The sequence below is a fragment of the Streptomyces sp. NRRL WC-3626 genome (assembly GCF_000718785.1).
GTDB lineage: Bacteria > Actinomycetota > Actinomycetes > Streptomycetales > Streptomycetaceae > Streptomyces > Streptomyces edwardsiae.
Genome location: NZ_JOCA01000009.1, coordinates 181,208 through 205,061 on the forward strand (window position 1 = coordinate 181,208; position 23,854 = coordinate 205,061).

At 71.2% G+C, this 23,854-nt stretch carries 22 protein-coding genes; 13 read left to right on the plus strand and 9 right to left on the minus strand.

Annotated elements, in window-relative coordinates; all coding sequences use genetic code 11:
* Nucleotides 1-134: 134 nt before the first annotated feature.
* Nucleotides 135-1,337 (minus strand): DUF4190 domain-containing protein, encoded by a 1,203-nt coding sequence (locus IF28_RS0116600; RefSeq protein ID WP_030220286.1) that lies wholly within the window; start codon nt 1,335-1,337, stop codon nt 135-137.
* A gap of 224 nt (nt 1,338-1,561) precedes the next feature.
* On the opposite strand from IF28_RS0116600, the gene IF28_RS0116605 reads away from it, so the two are divergent.
* Nucleotides 1,562-2,833: a phosphatase PAP2 family protein gene (locus IF28_RS0116605; RefSeq protein ID WP_030220289.1), complete on the plus strand. Its 1,272-nt coding sequence runs from the start codon at nt 1,562-1,564 to the stop codon at nt 2,831-2,833.
* Between the two features lie 65 nt (nt 2,834-2,898).
* Here the strand turns inward: IF28_RS0116605 and IF28_RS0116610 are convergent, their stop codons facing one another.
* Nucleotides 2,899-3,453 (minus strand): putative immunity protein, encoded by a 555-nt coding sequence (locus tag IF28_RS0116610; protein ID WP_199809002.1) that lies wholly within the window; start codon nt 3,451-3,453, stop codon nt 2,899-2,901.
* 177 nt (nt 3,454-3,630) lie between these two features.
* Complete coding sequence (gene ychF / locus IF28_RS0116615) at nt 3,631-4,719, minus strand: redox-regulated ATPase YchF (RefSeq protein ID WP_030220295.1); 1,089 nt, start codon at nt 4,717-4,719, stop codon at nt 3,631-3,633.
* Nucleotides 4,720-4,879: 160 nt separating this feature from the next.
* Between ychF and IF28_RS36405 the strand changes: the two genes are divergently transcribed.
* The gene (locus tag IF28_RS36405; RefSeq protein WP_030220298.1) at nt 4,880-5,455 is read left to right on the plus strand and encodes a DUF6542 domain-containing protein; all 576 of its coding nucleotides are present in this window, start codon (nt 4,880-4,882) and stop codon (nt 5,453-5,455) included.
* Between the two features lie 6 nt (nt 5,456-5,461).
* Here the strand turns inward: IF28_RS36405 and ppgK are convergent, their stop codons facing one another.
* Both ppgK and IF28_RS0116630 read right to left on the minus strand, forming a co-directional pair.
* Nucleotides 5,462-6,208, minus strand: a complete 747-nt coding sequence (gene ppgK, locus IF28_RS0116625; RefSeq protein ID WP_030220301.1) for a polyphosphate--glucose phosphotransferase — start codon at nt 6,206-6,208, stop codon at nt 5,462-5,464.
* A gap of 71 nt (nt 6,209-6,279) precedes the next feature.
* The gene (locus IF28_RS0116630; protein WP_030220304.1) at nt 6,280-7,299 is read right to left on the minus strand and encodes a 4-hydroxy-3-methylbut-2-enyl diphosphate reductase; all 1,020 of its coding nucleotides are present in this window, start codon (nt 7,297-7,299) and stop codon (nt 6,280-6,282) included.
* Between the two features lie 65 nt (nt 7,300-7,364).
* Between IF28_RS0116630 and xseA the strand changes: the two genes are divergently transcribed.
* From xseA to IF28_RS0116645, 3 genes are all read left to right on the plus strand, one after another.
* Complete coding sequence (gene xseA / locus IF28_RS0116635) at nt 7,365-8,573, plus strand: exodeoxyribonuclease VII large subunit (protein ID WP_030220308.1); 1,209 nt, start codon at nt 7,365-7,367, stop codon at nt 8,571-8,573.
* Between the two features lie 9 nt (nt 8,574-8,582).
* Nucleotides 8,583-8,828, plus strand: a complete 246-nt coding sequence (locus IF28_RS0116640; RefSeq protein ID WP_030220310.1) for an exodeoxyribonuclease VII small subunit — start codon at nt 8,583-8,585, stop codon at nt 8,826-8,828.
* Between the two features lie 125 nt (nt 8,829-8,953).
* Complete coding sequence (locus IF28_RS0116645) at nt 8,954-9,544, plus strand: malonic semialdehyde reductase (protein WP_030220313.1); 591 nt, start codon at nt 8,954-8,956, stop codon at nt 9,542-9,544.
* A 70-nt stretch (nt 9,545-9,614) separates the two neighbouring features.
* Here IF28_RS0116645 and IF28_RS0116650 read toward each other — a convergent pair whose 3' ends face one another.
* Entirely contained in the window at nt 9,615-10,121 is a 507-nt protein-coding gene (locus tag IF28_RS0116650) for a DUF4245 domain-containing protein (RefSeq protein ID WP_030220317.1), read from the minus strand.
* A 143-nt stretch (nt 10,122-10,264) separates the two neighbouring features.
* Between IF28_RS0116650 and glpX the strand changes: the two genes are divergently transcribed.
* On the plus strand, nt 10,265-11,299 hold the full coding sequence (gene glpX / locus IF28_RS0116655) for a class II fructose-bisphosphatase (RefSeq protein WP_030220320.1): 1,035 nt from the start codon (nt 10,265-10,267) through the stop codon (nt 11,297-11,299).
* A 219-nt stretch (nt 11,300-11,518) separates the two neighbouring features.
* Here glpX and IF28_RS0116660 read toward each other — a convergent pair whose 3' ends face one another.
* Both IF28_RS0116660 and IF28_RS0116665 read right to left on the minus strand, forming a co-directional pair.
* Nucleotides 11,519-11,893: a WhiB family transcriptional regulator gene (locus IF28_RS0116660; RefSeq protein ID WP_030220323.1), complete on the minus strand. Its 375-nt coding sequence runs from the start codon at nt 11,891-11,893 to the stop codon at nt 11,519-11,521.
* 103 nt (nt 11,894-11,996) lie between these two features.
* Nucleotides 11,997-13,079, minus strand: coding sequence for an endonuclease/exonuclease/phosphatase family protein (locus tag IF28_RS0116665; RefSeq protein ID WP_078621209.1), 1,083 nt, complete (start codon nt 13,077-13,079; stop codon nt 11,997-11,999).
* Between the two features lie 87 nt (nt 13,080-13,166).
* On the opposite strand from IF28_RS0116665, the gene IF28_RS0116670 reads away from it, so the two are divergent.
* Nucleotides 13,167-13,859, plus strand: a complete 693-nt coding sequence (locus IF28_RS0116670; protein ID WP_030220328.1) for a response regulator transcription factor — start codon at nt 13,167-13,169, stop codon at nt 13,857-13,859.
* Nucleotides 13,852-14,937 (plus strand): sensor histidine kinase, encoded by a 1,086-nt coding sequence (locus IF28_RS0116675; RefSeq protein WP_030220330.1) that lies wholly within the window; start codon nt 13,852-13,854, stop codon nt 14,935-14,937. Before IF28_RS0116670 ends, IF28_RS0116675 begins: the two co-directional genes overlap by 8 nt.
* Before the next feature lie 8 nt (nt 14,938-14,945).
* On the opposite strand, the gene IF28_RS0116680 is transcribed toward IF28_RS0116675, so the two are convergent.
* Nucleotides 14,946-15,641 (minus strand): DUF1707 SHOCT-like domain-containing protein, encoded by a 696-nt coding sequence (locus tag IF28_RS0116680; RefSeq protein WP_030220332.1) that lies wholly within the window; start codon nt 15,639-15,641, stop codon nt 14,946-14,948.
* A 146-nt stretch (nt 15,642-15,787) separates the two neighbouring features.
* On the opposite strand from IF28_RS0116680, the gene IF28_RS0116685 reads away from it, so the two are divergent.
* From IF28_RS0116685 to IF28_RS0116705, 5 genes are all read left to right on the plus strand, one after another.
* Nucleotides 15,788-17,467: a fumarate hydratase gene (locus tag IF28_RS0116685; protein WP_030220334.1), complete on the plus strand. Its 1,680-nt coding sequence runs from the start codon at nt 15,788-15,790 to the stop codon at nt 17,465-17,467.
* Between the two features lie 284 nt (nt 17,468-17,751).
* Entirely contained in the window at nt 17,752-19,164 is a 1,413-nt protein-coding gene (locus IF28_RS0116690; RefSeq protein WP_030220336.1) for a M28 family peptidase, read from the plus strand.
* A gap of 112 nt (nt 19,165-19,276) precedes the next feature.
* Nucleotides 19,277-20,680: a class II fumarate hydratase gene (locus IF28_RS0116695; protein ID WP_030220338.1), complete on the plus strand. Its 1,404-nt coding sequence runs from the start codon at nt 19,277-19,279 to the stop codon at nt 20,678-20,680.
* Nucleotides 20,681-20,754: 74 nt separating this feature from the next.
* Nucleotides 20,755-21,447: a DUF402 domain-containing protein gene (locus tag IF28_RS0116700; RefSeq protein ID WP_030220340.1), complete on the plus strand. Its 693-nt coding sequence runs from the start codon at nt 20,755-20,757 to the stop codon at nt 21,445-21,447.
* Between the two features lie 273 nt (nt 21,448-21,720).
* Nucleotides 21,721-23,805 carry a SpoIIE family protein phosphatase gene (locus IF28_RS0116705; protein WP_030220342.1) on the plus strand — a complete coding sequence of 695 codons (2,085 nt, stop codon included), beginning with the start codon at nt 21,721-21,723 and terminating at the stop codon, nt 23,803-23,805.
* Nucleotides 23,806-23,854: the final 49 nt, after the last annotated feature.

Here is a 23,854-nt window from a genome sequence, read left to right on the forward strand (position 1 = left end):
CAGGTTGTACAGACAGCAACAGCGTGGCAACCGTAGGTTGTACCGGGCAAGCGAAGGCCAAAGATTCACTCGATGTGATGACAATGGCGCGGTGAGGGCTTTACCCAGGCACTTTCTCCCCGCTATGGCGGCCCTCACACCTTCAGCTCTCCGCCTCCGGTGTCGCGCTCGGGCCGCTCCTCGTACGCCGGCGGTGTGGTGGCCAGCCCCAGAGCTTCGCGGGCGGTGACGGACTCGAGGGGGTCGATCAGCTCCCAGCCCTTCGCCTCGTGCTGGTAGTAGGCGCCCACGTCGGCGGCGTCGGCCGCCTTCCCCCACTCCACGCGGGCCTTGTCCAGCTGGGCGACCAGGTCCCTCAGCTCCCGTTCCGCGCCGGCCGGCCACGTGTGCGCGCGCAACAGCCTCACCTGTTCGGTGAGGGCCTTCTCGACCCGTCCCGCCCATTCCCTGTCGTCCGTCAGGTCCTCGTCGGGGTACTCCATGCCGGGCGCGTCACCCAGCACGGGGTTGAGCTCCCCCACGGCCTCCAGATAGGCCAGCTGATGCGCGTCGAGCGTGGTCGCGTCCCGGCGCAGCGACCCGGTGAGGGTGCCGCGGGCGTCCTCACCGAAGAAGATGCAGGTGATCTCGCGGTCGCCCACGTTCCAGCTCTGCCGGGACGGGAGCAGGTAGTAGACGTCCACCTCGGCGGGCAGCGCCCAGGTGTCCATGACGTACGTGTCCTGGAGGTCGTAGCACCGCTCCTCGGCGGTGTCGGTGAGGCCGTCCTCGCCCGGATAGCGGCCGTCGGGGAGCATGACGACGGCGAAGACCTCGCCGTTGTGCGGCCGCGCGCAGGGCATCCGGTCCACGTCGACGGTCCAGCCCTCCAGCCCGCCGGGCGAGTCGAAGCAGTCGCCCTTGTCCAGCGTGAGGACACCGCCGGAGCGCGTCGCGTCCTTGACGTCCTCCCAGAAGCCGGCCACGGCACCGGTGGCGAGTGCCGCCGCCCACAGCGCGAGCCCGAGCGACGACAGCACCGTTCCGGCGATCGCCATCCCCCGCCCCCGCTCCCCGCGCCGCTTGATCTGCCACAGCGCGACCAGCCCCAGCACCAGTCCGACGGCCGGCACCACACACAGCACGCCGAACACGAGCGCGGCGACGGCGAGACCGTTGACGGCGGCCGGGGGCCGGGGGCCGTACGGCCCGTAGAGCCCGTACGGCGCGAACCCGGGCTGTCCGCCGTAGGTGAACTGCGGCGGCGCGTACGGCCCTTGGCCCGGGGCGGCGGGGTGCTGCCCCGGCGGGACCGGGGGTTCCTGCGAAGGGCCGTGGGGCGGCGGAGGTATGGACACCGCCGCATCGTACGGGCGGGTCGGGACATCCCAGGACCCCGGCATCGCCGTCCCCACCGCCGCCGACCACCGCGAATCGGGTCCGACGCACATCAAACGCACAGCGTCCGGTTAGCATGTGCGGACCCATGACAACGACCAGATCATCCGATCTTCACCCTTAAGACCAGGCAGTGGACACCAGACCGAGTCGAATACCGGCGCGCATACGCCGGCCGCGAGCCATGCTGTGGGCGGCGGCGGGCGTGGCGACCCTCGGCTTCCTCATCGCGCTGGAAGGGGCCGCGCGCCGCTACGGCGTGCCGGGACCGGTCACCCACCAGGCGCGCGAGCTGCTCCTCGCCCCCGACTCGGGGCCGCTGCTGTACGGCGGCCTGGCGCTGTCGATGGTGGTGCTCACCTGGCGGCAGCGACTCGTCGCGGCGGGCGCCGCGGTCGGCGTCGACGTCGTCTTCCTGCTGGTGCGGTGGGCGGCCGGCGCGGAACAGAACTTCGGCAACGGCGCGCTGTGGGTGGTCCTCGGTATCGCGGTCGTCGCCGTCACCCGCCGTACCGGGGCGGAGCGCCTGCTCCTGCTCAAGGGCACCGGCCTCGGCCTGCTCCTGGTGGCAGGTCACAAGACGGGCGACACCTGGCTGCTCATCACGTCGAAGACCCGCCCGACCGTGCTCGACCCCTATGTGGCGACCGCCGACCACGCGCTGGGCGACCCGTCGTGGCTGGCCGGCCGGATCGTCGAGGCGACGGAACCGGTCGGGCCGTTCGTCCTGCACCTGGTCTACGGCCAGCTCCCGCTGGCGGCGGCACTCGTCGGCCTCTACCAGCTGCGCCGCGTGGCGGTCGAACGCCGCTTCCCGGCCCACCACCTGGTGCGCACCTTCCTGGTGATCGGCCTGCTCGGACCGGCCTGCTACCTGCTCTTCCCGGTCGTGGGCCCGGTCTACGCCTACGGCGCCGAGGGCGGCGCCTGGGCGGCGGCCCCGGTGTGGCCGGACACCCTGCCGACGATCGGCGTCCCGCTCCCGATCCCCTTCGACGGGATCACCCCGCGCAACTGCATGCCCAGTCTGCACACGGCGTGGGCCACCACGCTCTTCATCCACTCCCGCGAAGGCTCCCGGGCGATGCGCTGCGCGGGCACGTTCTGGCTGGTCGCCACCCTCTCGGCGACGCTCGGCTTCGGCTACCACTACGGCGTCGACCTCCTCGCCGGCGTGGTGTTCGCCCTCACGGTCGAGGCGGGGATGCGCGCGTTCGCCCGCGGCTGGGACCGTCCGGCGGGCCTGCTGGTCGCCTACGGTACGACGGTCCTCACCGCGCTGCTCCTGTCGTACCGCTGGCTGCCGACGGAGATGGCCGCCCGCCCCTGGCTCTTCGGCCCCCTGCTCCTCCTGTCGACGGCCTCGGTGATCCACGCCTACCTGCGCACCACGGCCCAGTGGGAATCGACCGCCGTACCACCGCCACGACGCAAGCCACAGCCCGAACCCGCCTGATTTTCGGGCCCGTTGACACAGCCCGGGCAGCAGCAGCCGAAGACGCCCTGGTGCTCCTTCAGTGGTTACGCGACTCCCGGCGTCGGCGTCGATCCGACATCCACCTGGATCTCGCGGATCGTCGCCCCCAGGATGCCCCGCGACAACAGGCCTTCGCAGAGCGGTCCGGAGGAGTCGGCACCCAGCGGCGGCAGAAGGCGCAAGGCCGCTCGCTCACGGTCACTCAACTGCCCCAGCTGCCACCGGATCTCCTCCGCGACAGCACCCGGGCGACCCTCGCTCGCCAGCGAGACCGCCTTCGTCGCGTACGCGGCCGCGCCCAGCGCGTGAGCGCCCATGTGCGCGACCGCCGCGGCCTGAGCGACCGACCTCGCCGCTGCGGCTCCCGCGGCCGTGGTGGCGGCCTTCGCCGCCTTCACCGCCACCATGCGCCTGCCGATCTCGTCGGCGGCGCTGCTGTCCCCACGGCTGTACCGTCGCGTGCGCTCCACCGCGTCCAGGATCTCCCGCACCGCGCCGGCATCGGCATCGAACAGCGGAAGCACCCGCTCCGCACAACCCGCCGCCCAACGCGCAAGCACCCGCCGGTCCGCATCACTGAGCGTCTGGATCGATGCCATGCCCACACCCTGTCACACCGGAACCACCACGCGACCCGCGTTTCCGGAGCAGCAAGACCGCGGGAAGGCGGTACCGAATTCAATGGCACACCGGCCGCCCCTCCCACGAGACTGCGCGAATGAGCAACCGCGACCGCCCTGCTCCGCAGCAGGCCCGACGGCCTTTCGCCGGGTGCGTCAGACGTTGAAGCGGAACTCCACCACGTCGCCGTCCTGCATCACGTAGTCCTTGCCCTCCATGCGGGCCTTGCCCTTGGCGCGGGCCTCCGGCACCGAGCCCGTTTCGACCAGGTCGGTGAAGGAGATGACCTCCGCCTTGATGAAGCCCTTCTGGAAGTCCGTGTGGATGACGCCGGCGGCCTCGGGGGCGGTGGCGCCCTTCTTGATGGTCCAGGCGCGGGATTCCTTGGGGCCGGCCGTGAGGTAGGTCTGCAGGCCGAGGGTGCGGAAGCCGACGTGGGCGAGGGTGGCGAGGCCGGGCTCCTCGGCGCCGACCGACTCCAGGAGTTCCATCGCGTCCTCCTCGTCCAGCTCGGCGAGGTCCGCCTCCAGCTTGGCGTTGAGGAAGATCGCCTCGGCGGGGGCGACCAGGGCCCGCTGCTCGTTCTTGAAGTCCTCGTCGGTCAGCTCGTCCTCGTCGACGTTGAAGACGTAGAGGAACGGCTTCGTCGTCAGGAGGTGCAGGTCGTGGAGGGGCTCCGCGCGCTCGGTGTTCTGGACGATGCCCTGGGAGAAGAGGGTGTCGCCCTTCTCGAGGATCTCCTTGGCCTCCTCGACCGCCTTGACCTTCGGCGCGATGTCCTTCTTGATCCGCGACTCCTTCTGCAGGCGCGGGAGGACCTTCTCGATGGTCTGGAGGTCGGCGAGGATCAGCTCGGTGTTGATCGTCTCGATGTCGTCCTTGGGCGAGACCTTGCCGTCGACGTGGACGACGTTCTCGTCCTGGAAGGCGCGGATGACCTGGCAGATCGCGTCGGACTCGCGGATGTTCGCGAGGAACTTGTTGCCGAGGCCCTCGCCCTCCGACGCGCCGCGCACGATGCCGGCGATGTCGACGAAGTCGACCGTGGCGGGGAGGATCCGCTGGGAGCCGAAGATCTCCGCCAGCTTGGTGAGGCGGGGGTCGGGGACGCCGACCACGCCGACGTTCGGCTCGATCGTGGCGAACGGGTAGTTGGCCGCCAGCACGTCGTTCTTGGTCAGGGCGTTGAACAGGGTCGACTTGCCGACATTCGGCAGACCGACGATTCCGATCGTGAGCGACACGTTGCGACTTCCCGTACATGAGGATGGGGGACGAGGACCGATCCACCAGTCTACGGCGTGTCCGCTCGCGCCCCGGCGATGCGCCGGACGTCCGGACCCGTACCGATCACCGGCGTGTCTGACAGGCCGTTCGGCACATAAAACGACCTAGGTTGGTCCAGTGGAGCAACACAGGACGCGACCCACGCAGCACGGACGGTACGGACCCCGCGGTGAGGGGCCGCCGCTGCCTCCGCAGGCGAGGCGGGCAAAGGGCGGCGGGGCCGCGCACCCGGCGCGCCCCGCGCGGGTGCCTCAGCGCCGGCCCGCTCCCCCGCGCGCGGCCGCCCGGCGGCTGCCCGGCCCCCGGCTCACCGGACTGGGCTCGGGCCTCTTCTGCGGGCTGGTGATGCTCGTCCTCGGTCTGCTGACCGGGGCGCTGTTCGGCTCGTCCCCGACCGTGTACGGCGTGCTCTTCCTGCCGGTGTGCGCGCTGACCGCGCTGTGGGCGAGGGACGGGGACCTGCTCATCGCGCCCGTCGTCGTGCCGATCGCCTTCGCCGTGGGGCTGGTCCCGGTCGCCGACCTCGGCAGCGGCACCCTCGAGGGGCTGATGGGGATGGTGACGGGTCTCGCCACCCAGGCCGGCTGGCTCTACGGCGGGACGCTGACCGCGGGAGTGATCGTGCTGGTCCGCAGGGTGCGCCGGGTGCGTATGGCCAACCGGCGCGCCGCGCGGAACCGTCCCCGTCCCTGACGGCGCTCAGGCGCCGCTGGCCGCGCGCATCGCCGCGCCGACGATGCCGGCGTTGTTCTGCAACTGGGCCGGGACGATCTCGGCCTTGATGCCGTGGAGCTGGTCCAGGAACTTGTGGGACTTGCGGCTGACACCGCCGCCGATGATGAACAGCTCGGGCGAGAACAGCATCTCCACATGGGCCAGGTACTTCCGCACCCGGTGCGCCCACTCCTCCCACGACAGGTCGTGGTCCTCCTTGGCCCTGCTGGAGGCCCGCTTCTCGGCCTCGTGACCGTGCAGCTCCAGATGGCCCAGTTCGCTGTTGGGGACGAGGACGCCGTCCACGAACAGGGCGCTGCCGATACCGGTGCCGAAGGTCAGCAGGATCACCGTGCCCCGGTGGTGGCGTCCGGCGCCGAAGTGCATCTCGGCGACGCCCGCCGCGTCCGCGTCGTTCACCACCGTCACCGGCAGGCCGCCCAGCCGGTCGCCGAGCAGCACGCGCGCGTCGGTGTCGACCCAGCTCTTGTCGACGTTGGCCGCCGTACGGATCATGGAGCCGTCGGTGACGACGCCCGGGAAGGTGACCCCGACCGGTCCGGTCCAGCCGAAGTGGTCGACGACCTCCTTCACGCCGTCGGCCACCGCGTCGGGCGTCGAGGGGTGCGGGGTGAGCACCTTGCAGCGCTCCTGCGCCAGGTCCCCCTTGTCCAGGTCCACCGGGGCACCCTTGATCCCGGAACCGCCGATGTCCACACCGAAGATCTGCATGGCCCTACGTTACGACGAACGACGGACGGTCACGCGAGGCAGTCCGCGTGACCGTCACCGTCGCTCCACGGTCACTTCGCGGAGTCGGTCCCGGCGCCGCCGCGCTCGGCGACCAGGGTGGCCGCCTCCTCGCGCAGGTCGCGGCGGAGCTCCTTGGGCAGCGAGAACACGATGGACTCCTCGGCGGCCTTGACGATCTCGACGTCCTCGAAGCCGCGCGCCGACAGCCATTCGAGCACCTGCTCGACCAGGATGTCGGGCACGGAGGCGCCCGAGGTGACACCGACCGTGCCGACGCCCTCGAGCCAGCTCTCGTCGATCTCGTCGGCGAAGTCGACCAGGTACGCCTCACGGGCGCCGGCCAGCTTGGCGACCTCGACGAGCCGCACGGAGTTGGAGGAGTTGCGGGAGCCGACCACGATCACCAGCTCCGCCTCGGCGCCCATCTGCTTGACCGCGAGCTGGCGGTTCTGCGTGGCGTAGCAGATGTCGTCGCTGGGCGGGGAGATGAGCTGGGGGAACTTCTCCTTGAGGGCGTCGACGGTCTCCATGGTCTCGTCGACGGAGAGGGTGGTCTGGGAGAGCCAGACGACCTTGGAGGGGTCGCGGACCTCGACCTTGGCCACGTCGCCGGGGCCGTCGACCAGCTGGATGTGGTCGGGGGCCTCGCCGGAGGTGCCGATGACCTCCTCGTGGCCCTCGTGGCCGATCAGGAGGATGTCGTAGTCGTCGTCGGCGAAGCGGACGGCTTCCTTGTGGACCTTGGTGACGAGCGGGCAGGTGGCGTCGATGGTGGCGAGCTTCCCGCGCTCGGCCTCCTCGTGGACGACGGGGGCGACGCCGTGCGCGGAGAACATCACGATGTTGCCCGGCGGCACCTCCTCCGTCTGTTCGACGAAGATCGCGCCCTTCCTCTCCAGGGTCTGCACGACGTATTTGTTGTGCACGATCTCGTGCCGGACGTAGACGGGGGCCCCGTACTGCTCCAGGGCCTTCTCGACGGCGATCACGGCGCGGTCCACACCCGCGCAGTAGCCACGGGGGGCGGCGAGCAGGACACGGCGGCCAGACGAAGCGGTCATGCGTCCCATCGTAAGGCCGCCCCCCGGGGCCCGGTCACGGTGCGTTGTCAGTGGGGCGCACTACTCTCGCGGACATGGCTCTCAACACGTCCGCGGAAGCGCCGCTGCCCGTCGGCGAGGTGTCACGGCTGATCGGCGGCTGGATCGACCGGCTCGGCGCGGTATGGGTCGAGGGGCAGATCACCCAGCTGTCCCGGCGGCCGGGCGCCGGGGTGGTGTTCCTGACGCTGCGCGACCCGTCGCACGACATCTCCGTGGGCGTGACCTGCTACCGGCAGGTGTTCGACGCCGTCGCGGACGTGGTGAGCGAGGGCGCGCGGGTGGTGGTGCACTGCAAGCCGGAGTGGTACGCGCCGCGCGGGCAGCTGTCGCTGAGGGCCGCCGAGATCAAGCCGGTGGGGGTCGGGGAGCTGCTGGCGCGGCTCGAGCAGCTGAAGAAGTCGCTCGCGCGGGAGGGCCTGTTCGCGCCGGAGCGCAAGAAGCCGCTGCCGTTCCTGCCGCAGCTGATCGGGCTGGTGTGCGGGCGGGCGTCGGCGGCGGAGCGGGATGTGCTGGAGAACGCGCGGCACCGGTGGCCTGCCGTGCGCTTCGAGGTGCGCAATGTGCCCGTGCAGGGGGTGCACGCGGTACCGCAGGTCGTGCAGGCCGTGAAGGAGCTCGACGCGCTCGACGACGTGGACGTGATCATCGTCGCGCGCGGCGGCGGCAGCGTGGAGGATCTGCTGCCGTTCTCCGACGAGCAGCTGGTGCGGGCGGTGGCGGCGTGCCGTACGCCGGTCGTCTCGGCGATCGGGCACGAGCCGGACAATCCGCTCCTCGACCATGTCGCCGACCTGCGCGCCTCCACGCCGACCGACGCCGCCAAGAAGGTGGTGCCGGACGTGGGCGAGGAGTACGAGCGGGTACGGATGCTGCGCGACCGTGCCCGGCGCTGTGTCCAGGGGCTGCTGGACCGGGAGGAGCGGGGGCTGGCGCACGCGCTGGCCCGGCCCTCGATACAGGACCCGCACCGGATGCTGGACGCCCGCGCGGAGGAGGTGACGGCGCTGCTGGAGCGGGGCCGGCGCACCCTGCGGCATCAGCTGGACCGGGCCGACTCCGAGCTGACGCACACCCACGCGCGGGTGGTGGCCCTCTCCCCCGCCGCGACGCTGAAGCGGGGGTACGCGGTGCTGCAGCGGGCGGACGGGCACGCGGTGCGCGGGCCGGACGAGGTGGAGGCCGGTGAGGCGTTGCGGGCGCGGGTGTCCGAGGGCGAGTTCACTGTCCGAGTCGATGTTTAGGGTGGGCGGATGACCAGCAAGACGGAGCAGACGGCGGCGGCCGGGGCGCTCGGGTACGAGCAGGCGCGGGACGAGCTGATCGAGGTCGTACGGCGGCTGGAGGCGGGCGGGACGACGCTGGAGGAGTCCCTCGCGCTCTGGGAGCGGGGCGAGGAGCTGGCCAGGGTGTGCCGGCGCTGGCTGGACGGGGCGCGGGCGCGGCTGGACGCGGCGCTCGCGGAGGAGGAAGAGGAAGGAGACGGCAAGGCGCTGTGAAGCGGATCACCAGGGTCCAGATTTAGTTGAGAGTTGAACTTCATAGGCGTACGGTCGGACCTGTCAACCGGTCCGTGGTTCCTACACGGACAGACGGGCCGACGTATCCCCAAGAAGGTTCCCGCATGCCTCTCGCCCTTGACCCCGCCGCCCAGGACCTGCTGTTCCGTGAGGCGCGCACCGCCAACACGTTCACCGACGAACCGGTGACCGATGAGCAGGTGCGGGCGATCTACGAGCTGGTCAAGTACGGTCCCACCGCCATGAACCAGTCGCCGCTGCGCGTCACGCTGGTCCGCTCCGCCGAGGCCCGTGAGCGCCTCGTCCCGCACATGGCCGAGGGCAACCGGGCCAAGACGGCCACCGCCCCGCTGGTCGCGATCCTCTCCGCGGACAACGAGTTCCACGAGGAGCTGCCGCACCTCTTCCCGCACTTCCCGCAGGCCAAGGACGCCGTCTTCGGCGAGCGCCCGGTCCGGGAGAGCTCCGCGGCGATGAACGCCGGCCTCCAGGCCGCCTACTTCATCGTCGGCGTGCGCGCCGCCGGTCTGGCCGCCGGCCCGATGTCCGGCTTCGACCACGAGGGCGTCCGCAAGGAGTTCCTCGACGACGACCACACCCCGCTGATGATCGTCAACATCGGCCGCCCCGGTCCGGACGCGTGGTACCCGCGCTCTCCGCGACTGGAGTACGAGCAGGTCGTGACGTCCGTCTGAGTCCGGACGGACGAACAGGAAAAGGGGCCCCGCCGGATGGCGGGGCCCCTTTTCGTTCACTCCGTGTCGTTCACTCCGTGCGGAGCGCCTCCGCCATCGCCGTCAGCTCGCCGGGCGATGCCGTGCCGGTGACCACGGTGGTCGCGCCGTCGGTGCCCTCCAGCACCAGCGCGTCGTAGTGGTCGCCCTCGTAGCGCGTCCAGGTCCGCCCGTCGATCCGCTGCGTGGCGTCGGTCTTCTCGGCGCCCTGCGTCTTGTCCTCGATGAACGCCGACCGCTTGCCGGTGGACTGCTCGACCGCCACGTACTCCCCCTCCGGGGTGCGGTAGCCGAGGTGCCAGGCCTCGGACTCGGCGCCCTTGTAGCGGACGGAGGTGGGCTTCCACGCCTCCGGCAGGCCCTCGGGCGCGGCCACGGGGTAGGAGGCGGCCCGGCGGGCCGTGAGCAGGTCGACCCGGTAGTCGACCCGCTTGATGTCGGGTTCGCCGTCCTCGTGCGGGATGAACAGCCAGATCACTCCCGCGGCGAGCACGATCAGGACCATGGAAAAGATCATGTCCCGGGCGGTCTTCTGCATGCTGTTCGTTCCTGCCACGCCTCCTATCGTCGCAGGCCGCCGGGGCGCTCATCCGTGGGGGGCCCTGCTCATATTGTCGGACTGGCGATAGAGTCGTGCTCCGACCCTCATCCGGCCGTCGTCGTACAGAAAGGTGCGCTCCGATGACCGAACACCATCACCTGCCGTCCGAGCTCGATGTCCCCTCCGAGGCCCCCGACCGCAACCTCGCCCTGGAGCTGGTACGGGTGACCGAGGCCGCGGCCATGGCCGCCGGGCGCTGGGTGGGACGCGGGGACAAGAACGGCGCGGACGGCGCCGCGGTGCGCGCCATGCGCACCCTCGTCTCCACCGTCTCGATGAACGGCGTCGTCGTCATCGGCGAGGGTGAGAAGGACGAGGCCCCGATGCTCTTCAACGGGGAGCGCGTGGGGGACGGGACCGGGCCCGAGTGCGACATCGCGGTCGACCCGATCGACGGTACGACGCTGACGGCCAAGGGCATGACGAACGCGATCGCGGTGCTGGCGGCCGCGGAGCGCGGGTCGATGTTCGACCCGTCGGCCGTCTTCTACATGGACAAGCTGGTCACCGGGCCGGAGGCGGCCGACTTCGTCGACATCAACGCGCCGGTGAATGTGAACATCCGGCGGGTCGCGAAGGCGAAGCGGGTCACGCCGGAGGACGTCACCGTGGTGATCCTGGACCGGCCCCGGCACGAGGGGATCATCAAGGAGATCCGGGAGACCGGGGCGCGGATCAAGCTGATCTCCGACGGGGATGTGGCGGGCTCGATCCTCGCGCTGCGCGAGGGGACGGGCATCGATCTGCTGCTCGGTATCGGCGGGACGCCGGAGGGCATCATCTCGGCGTGCGCGGTGAAGTGCCTGGGCGGGACGATCCAGGGGAAGCTGTGGCCGAAGGACGAGGAGGAGCGGCAGCGGGCGCTGGACGCGGGGCACGATCTGGACCGGGTGCTGACCACCGACGACCTCGTCGCGGGGGAGAACGTGTTCTTCGTGGCTACGGGGATCACGGACGGGGAGCTGCTGCGGGGGGTCCGGTACCGGCCGGAGACGGCTACGACCGATTCCATCGTGATGCGGTCGAAGTCGGGCACGGTGCGGAGGATTGATTCCGAGCACCGGCTGTCCAAGCTGCGGGCCTATAGCGCGGTTGATTTCGATCGCGCGAAGTGAGGCGCCGCTTGTTGGTGAGTGGGGGTGTGGTGGGGCTTGTCGCGCCGGCGCGGCGGAGCCGCAGATGTCACGGCCCCGCGCCCCTAGGGGGCTGATGCCGGCCGGCGTTGTAAGGCGCTCCCTTGTGCGGGGGAGCGCTCGCGCGCCTGGGTAGGTGGTCCCGGCCGGGCGTGACCGGGCGCCCCCTGTGCGGAGGGGGTGCCCTGGTGGGGGTGGGGGTCAGCCCGCTGCCGCTATGGGGCCCTGGCGGGGGGACTTCTTCAGTTCTATCTCGCGGCGCCTGCGGCGGGCCAGGACCACCCGGCGTTCCGCGGCGGTAAGGCCGCCCCAGACGCCGTACGGCTCGGGCTGGAGCAGGGCGTGCTCGCGGCACTCGACCATCACGGGACAGCGGGCGCAGACGCGCTTCGCCGCCTCCTCGCGGGAGAGCCGGGCGGCCGTGGGTTCCTTCGAGGGTGCGAAGAACAGACCCGCCTCGTCGCGCCGGCACACCGCCTCGGTGTGCCAGGGGGCGTCCTGGTCCCTGTCCGGCGCTGCCGCTCGCCGGGCCGGAACGGCGGCTATCTGCAGGGACGAATGCGGCGGTTGCAGCACGGTCTACTCCTGACGACGGCTTCGCAAGCGAGACACGATGCAGCAAGGCTTACCCGATGTACGCGCGCCTATGCACTGAGCCATGGCCCGGGTCCGCGCGGGATCACCAGCCGATGCCGGCCGCCACCGGCAGGTGGTCGCTGCCGGTGGCCGGCAGTACCCGGGAGCTCGTCGCCGTCACCCCGCGGACCAGGATGTGGTCGATCCGCGCCACCGGGAACCGGGCCGGCCAGGTGAAGCCGAAGCCGTCCCCGGCCTCGGTCTGGACCGAGCGGAGGCCCGAGGTGACGCCGTCGAGCGCGCGGTCGTCCGTCGTGCCGTTCAGGTCGCCGAGCAGCACCATCCGCTCGTTGCGCTCGGCGGCGACGGCCTCGGCGAACTCACCCGCGTTGCGGTCCCGGCTTACCGTCCAGAAACCGTCTCGGGGCATCAGCCGTACGGATCCCAGATGGGCCACGTACACCGCCAGCGGTCCCCGGTCCGTGGTCACCGTGGTGCGCAGGGCCCGGTTGAAATCCCAGACCTCGTCGGCGAGTTTGGTGGCGGCCAGCGGCCCGGCGTTCAGGATGTCGATCGGCCGGGTCTCCGACAGCGGCAGCCTGCTCCAGACCCCGACCGTCCCCTGCACCGTGTGGTACGGGTACGCCTCCGCCAGGCCCTTCTCGTACGTCTCCACGGCCTCCGGGGTCAGCTCCACCAGGGCGAGCACGTCCGCCCCGGAGCCGGCCAGGTCGCGGGCGGTGCCGGCCGGATCGGGGTTGCCCGCGCCGACGTTGTGCCCCACCACGGTGAGGTCCGTGTCCCCGGCCGGGTGGGACTTGTCGACGAGCAGTCCGCCGAAGAGGGTCAGCCAGGTCACGGCGGGCAGCAGCAGCGCGACCACCGCGGAGGCGGAGCGCCGCCACAGCGCCCCTGCCAGCAGCAGGGGGACGAGCAGGCCGAACCACGGCAGGAAGGTCTCCACCAGGCTGCCGAGGCCCGCGCGGTCCGTGACCGACGCGTGCAGCGACAGGAGCAGACCCAGCAGCACCGCGCACACCGCGAGCACCAGGCCGCGCTTCCATGGGCCGGGCGTGGCGAGGGCGCGCACCGCCCGGCGCGGGGCGGACGGTGCTTCGCCGGCGGAAGGCCGGACGGGCCGGACTGCCGCAGGCCCCTGTTCGTTCACTGGTGCGGGTGGATGCATGCCGCCAGTCAAGGCGGTCCCGTGTTGCCGGCGCGTATGTGGTTTTCGATACGCCGGCGATATGCGACCGCTCGTAGCCTGGGAGCCATGCGTGTGCTGATCGTCGAGGACGAGCCCTATATGGCGGAAGCCATCCGCGACGGTCTGCGGCTGGAGGCGATCGCCGCCGACATCGCGGGCGACGGCGACACCGCGCTGGAGCTGCTGAGCGTCAACACCTACGACATCGCCGTCCTCGACCGCGACGTCCCCGGCCCCTCCGGTGACGAGATCGCCAAGGGCATCGTCGCCTCCGGCAGCGGTATGCCGATCCTGATGCTCACCGCGGCCGACCGTCTCGACGACAAGGCGTCCGGGTTCGGCCTCGGCGCCGACGACTACCTCACGAAACCCTTCGAACTGCGGGAGCTCGCGCTGAGGCTCAGGGCGCTCGACCGCAGGCGTGCGCACGCCCGGCCCCCGGTGCGGGAGATCGCGGGGCTGCGCGTGGACCCGTTCCGCCGCGAGGTCTACCGGGACGGGCGCTATGTGGCGCTCACGCGTAAGCAGTTCGCGGTGCTCGAGGTCCTCGTCGCCGCGAACGGCGGTGTCGTCAGCGCCGAGAAGCTCCTGGAGCGGGCCTGGGACGAGAACGCCGACCCGTTCACCAACGCCGTACGCATCACGGTCTCCGCGCTGCGCAAGCGGCTCGGCGAACCCTGGCTCATCGCCACCGTGCCCGGCGTCGGCTACCGCATCGACACCAGGAACGTCACGGACGAGGGAGAGGGCGGTGGGTAGGCCGCCCGGGCTGAGCGTCCGCCTCAAGCTCACCCTCAGCTATGCCGGGTTCCTCATGCTCGCCGGGGCGCTGCTGCTCGCCGCCGTGGGTGTGTTCCTGGTGCGGCAGGGATGGCTGCGGACCAACGAGCAGGGCGCGTGGCAAGCCGGACCGGGCACCAGCTTCATCCGCGGTTTCACGCCCGTGGCGGCCTGGCTCATGCTGTTCCTGCTGGTGTTCGGCCTCCTCGGGGGCTGGATCCTCTCCGGGCGCATGCTCGCGCCGCTGGCCCGTATCACCGACGCCACCCGCACGGCCGCCATGGGGTCGCTCTCGCACCGCATCCGGCTGCCGGGCCGCCAGGACGAGTTCCGCGAACTCGCCGACGCCTTCGACACGATGCTCGCCCGGCTGGAGGCACACCTCGCCGAGCAGCAGAGGTTCGCGGCCAACGCCTCGCACGAACTGCGCACCCCGCTGGCCATCTCGAAGTCGCTCCTCGACGTGGCCCGCACCGATCCGTCACAGGACACCGACGCGATCCTGGACCGCCTCCAGACCGTCAACACCCGGGCCATCGACCTCACCGAGGCGCTGCTCCTGCTCAGCCGGGCCAACCGGCAGTCCTTCACCCGGGAACACGTCGATCTGTCCCTCGTCGCGGAGGAGGCCGCGGAGACACTCCTCCCCCTCGCCGAGAAGCACGGCGTCACCCTGGCGGCCGACGGCGACATCACGCCCACGATCGGCTCGCCGGCGCTCCTGCTCCAGCTGACCACGAACCTCATGCACAACGCGATCGTCCACAACCTGCCGGACGGGGGCGGCGTGTGGGTGAGCACCTGGATCCGCCCGACGAGCGTGGTGCTCACCGTGGAGAACACCGGCGAGCCGGTCGCCCCGGAGCGGGTCCCGACCCTCACCGAGCCCTTCCAGCGCGGCACCGAGCGCGTCCACACCGATCACGCGGGTGTCGGCCTCGGCCTGGCCATCGTCAGGTCCATCACCCGGGCACACGGCGGAACGCTCACCCTCGTCCCGCACCCCGCCGGCGGACTCCGCGTCACGGTCGAACTCCCGGCGGCGCCACGGCCGTAGGGCAGCCCTCAGTGGCCCAGATGCCTGCGCATGCTCTTGTCGACCTTGCGCTGCACCCGGTCCAGGATGTCCGCCACCAGCCGGCCGCGCCTGGGCCGCGCCTCGATGCTGCCCAGCACCGCCCAGCCGTCGACGAAGACCACCGGGGCCTCGTCATCGGTCGCGTTGAGTGTGTCCACCTCGAAGGAGCCGAGCACACCGCCGCCCATGCCGCGCAGCGACACGTTCTCCGGGACGCGGATGTCGACGCTGCCGAAGACGGCGTACGACTTGATCATGACCTGCTGGTGGTCGAACAGCGCCTCGCTGAGGTCGATGTCGACACTGCCGAAGATCGCGTACGCGTGGATACGGCGGCCCGTGCGCCAGCGGCCCTTGCGGGCGGCGGCGCTGAACACCGCGACGACGTTGTCATCCGCGTCCATCGGTATCGCGCCCGTCGTGGGGCGGCTGGGCGCGGAGGCGGGGGCCGTGCGCCGCTCGTGGGCTATCGGCAGGTCCCGGACGAACACGTCCAGCTCGCCGACCGTCTTGGCGGCCAGCACGCCCTCGACGCGCTCGGCGTGCTCGTCGGCGGTGAGCCTGCCCTCGGCGAGGGCCTCGCGCAGGAGGTCGGCGATACGGTCCCGGTCGGCGTCGGAGGCGCGCAGCTCGGCCGTCCGCGGTGCCGTGTCCGGCTGCTGGGCGTGCTTCTGAAGGTCCACGACAGCAGCGTACCCAAACGCGATAGATCGCGACTACCCCCCGGCGGGGACAACTGAGGACAACCTCACAAGTTCACCGCCGGCGGCAGGTCCTACGCTGGTGAGCGCCCGCCGATGGAGGCGGGCGGTCTTCCGTCGAGTGAGGAATGGGCGAGATGCCTGAGTTCGAGTACGCCGATCTGCTCCCCATGGGAGAGGACACCACCCCCTACCGGCTGGTGACCTCCGAAGGTGTCTCCACCTTCGAGGCCGACGGACGGACGTTCCTCAGGGTGGAGCCGGAGGCGCTGCGCAAGCTCGCCGAGGAGGCCGTCCACGACATCCAGCACTATCTGCGCCCCGCCCACCTGGCGCAGCTGCGCCGCATCATCGACGACCCCGAGGCGTCGTCCAACGACAAGTTCGTGGCGCTGGACCTGCTGAAGAACGCGAACATCGCGGCGGCGGGCGTGCTGCCGATGTGCCAGGACACCGGTACGGCGATCGTCATGGGCAAGCGCGGGCAGAACGTGCTGACGTCCGGGCGCGACGAGGAGGCCCTGAGCAAGGGCATCTACGACGCCTACAAGAACCTGAACCTGCGCTACTCCCAGATGGCTCCGCTCACCATGTGGGAGGAGAAGAACACCGGTTCCAACCTCCCGGCGCAGATCGAGCTGTACGCCACCGACGGCGGCGCCTACAAGTTCCTCTTCATGGCGAAGGGCGGCGGCTCGGCCAACAAGTCGTTCCTGTACCAGGAGACGAAGGCCGTCCTGAACGAGGCCTCCATGATGAAGTTCCTGGAGGAGAAGATCCGTTCGCTGGGCACGGCCGCCTGTCCGCCGTACCACCTGGCGATCGTCGTCGGCGGTACGTCGGCCGAGTACGCGCTGAAGACCGCGAAGTACGCCTCCGCGCACTACCTGGACGAGATCCCCTCCGAGGGGTCGGAGCTCGGGCACGGCTTCCGGGACAAGGAGCTGGAGGAGAAGGTCTTCGAGCTGACCCAGCGGATCGGGATCGGGGCGCAGTTCGGCGGCAAGTACTTCTGCCACGACGTGCGGGTGGTGCGGCTGCCCCGGCACGGGGCGTCGTGTCCGGTCGCCATCGCGGTGTCCTGCTCGGCGGACCGGCAGGCCGTCGCGAAGATCACCGCCGAGGGTGTGTTCCTGGAGCAGCTGGAGACGGATCCGGCGCGGTTCCTGCCGGAGACGACGGACGAGCAGCTGGAGTCCGAGGGCGACGTCGTCAGGATCGATCTCAACCAGCCGATGGACGACATCCTCGCCGAACTGACCAAGTACCCGGTCAAGACGCGGCTGTCGCTGAGCGGGCCGCTGGTCGTGGCGCGGGACATCGCGCACGCGAAGATCAAGGAGCGGCTGGACGCGGGTGAGTCCATGCCGCAGTACCTGAAGGACCATCCCGTGTACTACGCCGGGCCCGCCAAGACGCCCGAGGGGTACGCGTCGGGGTCGTTCGGGCCGACGACGGCCGGGCGGATGGACTCGTACGTCGAGCAGTTCCAGGCGGCGGGCGGGTCCAAGGTGATGCTGGCGAAGGGGAACCGGTCCCAGCAGGTCACGTCCGCGTGTGACGCGCACGGCGGGTTCTATCTGGGGTCCATCGGTGGGCCCGCGGCCCGGCTGGCCCAGGACTGCATCAAGAAGGTGGAGGTCGTCGAGTACGAGGAGCTGGGGATGGAGGCGGTGTGGAGGATCGAGGTGGAGGACTTCCCCGCGTTCATCGTCGTCGACGACAAGGGGAATGACTTCTTCCAGGATCCTTCGCCGCAGCAGCCGACGTTCACGTCGATTCCCGTGCGGGGGCCCGGGCTGGTGTAGCGCGCGTTCGCTCCCGCGGGGCGGCTGGGGTGGTTCTCCGCCCCCGCCGCCCTTTCCCGTCCCACCCCGGGGCTCCGCCCCGGACCCCGCTCCTCAAACGCCGGAGGGGCTGATCTTCGCCGGACGGGGTTGAGGACTCCACCTCTCCGCATAGCGGACTTCGAGTACCGCTTTCGGACAACCTCGTTGTCAGCCCGCCCGTTCCGTTGACTCGCTCAACCAACACTGTGAGTCTTCTCGGCGCTCCGACATGCACATGCCATGTCAATCCCCGAGGAGACCAGGTGAACCGAAGACTCGCCATCGCGGGCATCGCCCTCGCCGTCGTGCTCGGCAGCGGCACACTCCCCGCCGCGGCCACCACCCCCACCGCGGACACCCTCGCCGCACCCGACGTCGACGTGAACAAGGTGAAGGCGCACCTCACCGAACTCAGCGCCATAGCCTCCAGGAACGGCGGCAACCGCCGCTCCACGAACCAGGGTTACGACGACTCCGTCGCCTATGTGAAGGGCAGGCTTCAGGCCGCCGGCTACACCGTCACCGAGCAGCCCTGCACCTCCGGCTGCACCAGCGGCGCCGGGCCCAACCTGATCGCCGAGTGGCTCAAGGGCGACGCCAACAACGTGTACATGTTCGGCGCCCACCTCGACAGCGTCTCGGCCGGCCCCGGTATGAACGACAACGGCTCCGGCTCCGCCGCCCTGCTCGAGAACGCCCTGACGCTCGCCCAGCAGAACCCGGCCATGCGCAACCGGGTCCGCTTCGCCTGGTGGACCGACGAGGAGCAGGGGCTCAACGGGTCCGACTTCTATGTGCGTTCACTGTCCTCGACCGAGCGTTCGAAGATCAAGGCGTACTACAACTTCGACATGATCGCCTCCACCAACGGCGGCTACTTCATCAACCACATCACCTCCTCGGCCGCCGCGCCGATGAAGGCGTACTGGGACTCGCTGGGCCTCCAGCCCGAGGAGAACACCGAGGGCGCCGGCCGCAGCGACGACTACTCGTTCGAGCAGTACTCCATCCCCACCTCCGGTTACGCGATGGGAGCCAGCGCGCGGAAGACCTCCGCGCAGGCCGCCAAGTGGGGCGGGACGGCGAGCCGGGCGTACGACCCCTGCTACCACTCCTCCTGCGACACGCTCACCAACATCAACACCACCGGCCTGGACCGCGCGTCCGACGGCATCGCGTACACCCTGTGGCAGCGGGCCGTGGACACCGGCACCGGCAGCACCTGCGACACCGCCGGAGTGGTCGCCAACGGCGGTTTCGAGAGCGGGACTTCGCCGTGGACCGGGAGTACCGGAGCCATCGGCGCGCACTCGGGCCAGTCCGCGCACACCGGCACCCGGTTCGCCTGGCTGTCGGGGTACGGCTCGACCCGTACCGAGTCGATCAGCCAGTCGGTGACCGTGCCGGCCGGGTGCGCGCGGGCCGAGCTGCGCTACTGGCTGCACATCGACACCGACGAGACCGGCTCGACGCCGTACGACCGGTTCACCGTGAAGGCCGGTTCCACCACGCTCGCCACGCTGTCCAACGCCGACGCCGGCAGCGGTTACGCGCAGCGGTCGGTGGACCTGTCGGCGTACGCGGGCCAGACGGTCACCCTGACCTTCACCGGCACCGAGGACTCCTCTCTGCAGACGGGCTTCGTCGTGGACGACGTCACGCTGGAGAGCGACTGACCACCCCCCACGGGTGCTCCGCCCCGCCGTGATCCCTCTGCGGCGGGGCGGCGGCCTTCGTACGGGAATACGCTCGTCGGGGACCGCTGCTGTGCTCTTCGGAGGTACGACGATGACGACCACGGACGACGACCGGCACTACCGCGTCGAGCACGACTCCATGGGGGAGGTACGGGTACCGGCCGACGCCAAGTGGCGCGCGCAGACGCAGCGCGCCGTGGAGAACTTCCCCGTCTCCGGGCAGCGCCTGGAGCGCGCCCACATCGAGGCCCTCGCCCGGATCAAGGGCGCCGCCGCGAAGGTGAACGCCCGGCTGGGGGTGCTGGACGAGGACATCGCGGAGGCGATCCAGGAGGCGGCCGGTGAGGTCGCCGAGGGGCGCTGGGACGAGCACTTCCCCGTGGACGTGTTCCAGACCGGCTCCGGGACCTCGTCCAACATGAACACCAACGAGGTCGTCGCCACGCTCGCCACCGAGCGGCTGGGACGGGACGTGCACCCGAACGACCACGTCAACGCCTCGCAGTCGTCCAACGACGTCTTCCCGTCGTCGCTCCACATCGCCGCGACCGCCGCCGTCACCCGTGATCTGATCCCGGCGCTCGGCCATCTCGCCGCGTCCCTGGAGCGCAAGTCGGAGGAGTTCGCCGACGTCGTGAAGTCCGGGCGTACGCATCTGATGGACGCCACACCGGTCACGCTGGGCCAGGAGTTCGGCGGGTACGCGGCCCAGGTGCGGTACGGGATCGAGCGTCTGAACGCCTCCCTGCCCCGCCTCGCCGAGCTGCCCTTGGGCGGGACCGCCGTCGGTACCGGTATCAACACCCCGCCCGGGTTCTCCGCCGCCGTGATCGAGGAGGTCGCCCGCGCGACCGGGCTGCCGCTGACCGAGGCACGCGACCACTTCGAGGCGCAGGGCGCCCGGGACGGCATCGTGGAGACCAGCGGGCAGCTGCGGACCATCGCCGTCGGGCTGACGAAGATCGCCAACGATCTGCGCTGGATGGCGTCCGGGCCGCGCACCGGCCTCGCGGAGATCAGCCTGCCCGACCTGCAGCCCGGCTCCTCGATCATGCCCGGCAAGGTCAACCCGGTGATCCCGGAGGCCGTGCTCATGGTCTGCGCGCAGGTCACCGGCAACGACGCGACGGTCGCCGCGGCGGGCGCCTCCGGGAACTTCGAGCTCAACGTCATGCTGCCGGTCATCGCGAAGAACGTGCTGGAGTCGGTGCGGCTGCTCGCGAACGTCTCCCGGCTGCTGGCCGACCGCACGGTCGACGGCGTCGTCGCGGACCGCGAACGCGCCCGGGAGTACGCCGAGTCCTCGCCGTCGGTGGTCACCCCGCTCAACAAGTACATCGGCTACGAGGAGGCCGCCAAGGTCGCCAAGAAGTCGCTGGCCGAGCGGAGGACCATTCGTCAGGTGGTCCTGGAGGGGGGCTACGTCGAACGCGGCGACCTCACCGTCGAGCAGCTCGACGCGGCGCTGGACGTCCTGCGGATGACAAGGCCGTGAAACGGCTCCCCGGTGCGTGTGAACCGTGACGGGGAAAGCGGCGTCGTATGGCCATGGCACTCTCATATCTGGCCATGGCGGAGGACGGAGCAACTGTGCGCGAGGACACCGACGGCACGACGGGCCACTGGGCGCCCGGGACACGGATCCTGTGGCGGTACCGGGAGAACGGCGGCCCGCGCGTCCACATCGCGCGCCCCGTCACGGTCGTGCGCGACGACGACGGGCTGCTCGCGGTGTGGATGGCGCCCGGGACCGAGTGTGTGAAGCCGGTGCTCGCCGACGGGTCGCCGGTGCACCAGGAGCCGCTGGGCACCCGGTACACCAAGCCGCGCACGGTACGGCGGGACCGCTGGTCCGGCACCGGTGTGCTGAAGCTGGTCCGGCCCGGCGAGCCCTGGTCGGTGTGGCTGTTCTGGAATCCGGGCTGGCGCTTCAAGAACTGGTACGTGAATCTGGAGGAGCCGATGGTCCGCTGGGCGGGCGGGGTGGACTCCGAGGATCATTTCCTGGACATCTCCGTGCACCCGGACCGCAGCTGGCGCTGGCTCGACGAGGACGAGTTCGCGCAGGCCCGGCGGGACGGTCTGGTGGACTCCGCGCTGGCCAAAAGGGTGCGGGAGGCCGGGCGGGCCGCGGTGGCGGTGATCGAGGCCTGGGGGCCGCCGTTCTCGGACGGGTGGGAGAACTGGCGCCCCGATCCGTCATGGGCGGTACCGTCACTGCCACAGGACTGGGACCGCACTCCCGCGCAAGTGTCCTCGTGAGACCCTTGCTGCACCCCCGGGCGGGAAACGTAGGATCGTCCTCCGCAAGGCGCGGGGCAGCAACCACCGGAGAGCAGAACGGGCTTGACCGATCGTCACCGAGGGGCGGCAGGACGTGAGCGAGGGGTACGGAAACACCGGCGCCGGCGGGCATCGGCCGGCCGGCGCAGCAGGCACAACCTCTGACCACGCGGGAAATCCGTTCCGGGGGCAGGTATTCCGGGTATCGGAGTTTCGGCGGGACGAACCGCGCGCACGGCGTGCGCCGGACGGATGGACTCGACACGCGTGACGGAGCAGCCGACCTCCTTCGAGCGCCCGCAGCCGGGCGCCGACCCCGCGGATCCTCGCGGGGCGCTCCTGCGTGTGCCGGGCGCCGGAGCCGCTTTACCTCTGCAGAGCCGTTCCGGCGGTGAGCCTCCCGCCTCGCCGGACACCGTGACACCCGGCGGTACGGGGCAGGACCCGGCGACGGAGCCCGGCTCCGAGCACTCCCAGCCGGGTGCCGGCCAGGGCGCGGGCCCCGACACCCACCGGCCGCGTCCGGCGCCCGAGGGCATCCCGGTGCAGCCGGCCGCCGATCACGGGCGGCCCGACGGCAGGGAGCGCCGCACCGGGCAGATCGCCCAGCCGGGGCGGCCCACGCCGATGCGGCGGGACGGGGACCGGCTGCGGTTCGTGGGCGCCGCGACCCGGCGGATCGCCCGCGGCATCGACCTGGACGAGATCGTGATGGGGCTGTGCCGGGCCACCGTGCCCACCTTCTCCGACGCGATCCTGGTCTATCTGCGTGATCCGCTGCCGGTCGGCGACGAGCGGCCCACGGGCCCGCTGGTGCTGCGGCTGCGCCGCACCGACCGGATCCCGGCCGAGCGGGACACCGACGGCGGGTTCGCCCCGATCGCCCCGCCGGAGCAGCCGTCCGAGCTGGACTCGGTCGGCGCGGAGCTGTGCACCGTACGGCCCGGCAGTGCGCTCGCCGAGGTGCTGCGCGGGGTGCGGCCGGTGTTCACGGACGCGCCCGCCGCGCGGGCCGCGCTGCCCGAGCTCCTCGGCGAGGAGGGCGCGTCGGCCGTACCGGACGGGCAGCGGGCGGTCCTCGCGCCGCTGCGCGGGCGGCGGCGGGTGATCGGCGCGGCGCTGTTCCTGCGCCGTCCGGAGCGCATCCCGTTCGAGGCCGACGATCTGCTGGTCGCGGCCCAGCTCGCCACGCACAGCGCCCTCGGCATCGACAAGGCGGTGCTGTACGGGCGGGAGGCGTACATCGCGGACGAGCTGCAGCGCACGATGCTGCCGGAGAACCTGCCGCGCTGCACCGGCGTACGGCTGGCGTCCCGGTATCTGCCGGCCGCCGAGACCGCGCGGGTGGGCGGCGACTGGTACGACGCGATCCCGCTGCCCGGCAGCAGGGTCGCGCTGGTCGTCGGTGACGTCATGGGGCACTCCATGACCTCGGCGGCGATCATGGGCCAGCTGCGTACCACCGCGCAGACCCTCGCCGGGCTCGACCTGCCGCCGCAGGAGGTGCTGCACCACCTCGACGAACAGGCGCAGCGGCTCGGCGTGGACCGCATGGCGACCTGCCTCTACGCGGTGTACGACCCGGTAGCGCACCGCATCACCATCGCCAACGCCGGACATCCGCCGCCGGTCCTGCTGGAGCTGGGCGGCCGCGCCGAGGTGCTGCGGGTGCCCGCGGGCGCGCCGATCGGTGTGGGCGGGGTGGACTTCGAGGCCGTGGAGCTGGACGCGCCCGCCGGGGCGACCCTGCTGCTGTACACGGACGGTCTGGTGGAGTCCCGGCTGCGGGACGTGTGGACCGGGATCGAGCAGCTGCGGGAGAAGCTCGCCGCGACCGCGCAGCTGACCGGCCCCGACCATCCGCCGCCGCTCGAGGCGCTGTGCGACGAGGTGCTCGACATGCTCGGTCCGGGCGACCGGGACGACGACATCGCGCTGCTCGCCGCCCGTTTCGACGGGATCGCGCCGAGCGATGTGGCGTACTGGTTCCTGGAGCCGGAGGACGCGGCCCCCGGCCGGGCCCGCCGTCTCGCCCGGCGGGCGCTGTCCCGCTGGGGCATGGAGGAGCTGAGCGACTCGGTGGAGCTGCTGGTCAGTGAGGTGGTGACGAACGCGGTGCGGTATGCGACGCGGCCGGTCACGCTGCGGCTGCTGCGTACCGACGTGCTGCGCTGCGAGGTCGGTGACGACGTGCCGCAGCTGCCCCGGCTGCGGCAGGCGCGCGCCACGGACGAGGGCGGGCGCGGGCTGTACCTGGTGAACCGGCTGGCCCGGCGCTGGGGCGCGACCCGGCTGAGCACGGGCAAGGTGGTGTGGTTCGAGCTGAACCGCGGCTGAACGGGCGTACGAGAAGGGGCGCCCGGTGTGCTGGTCACACCGGGCGCCC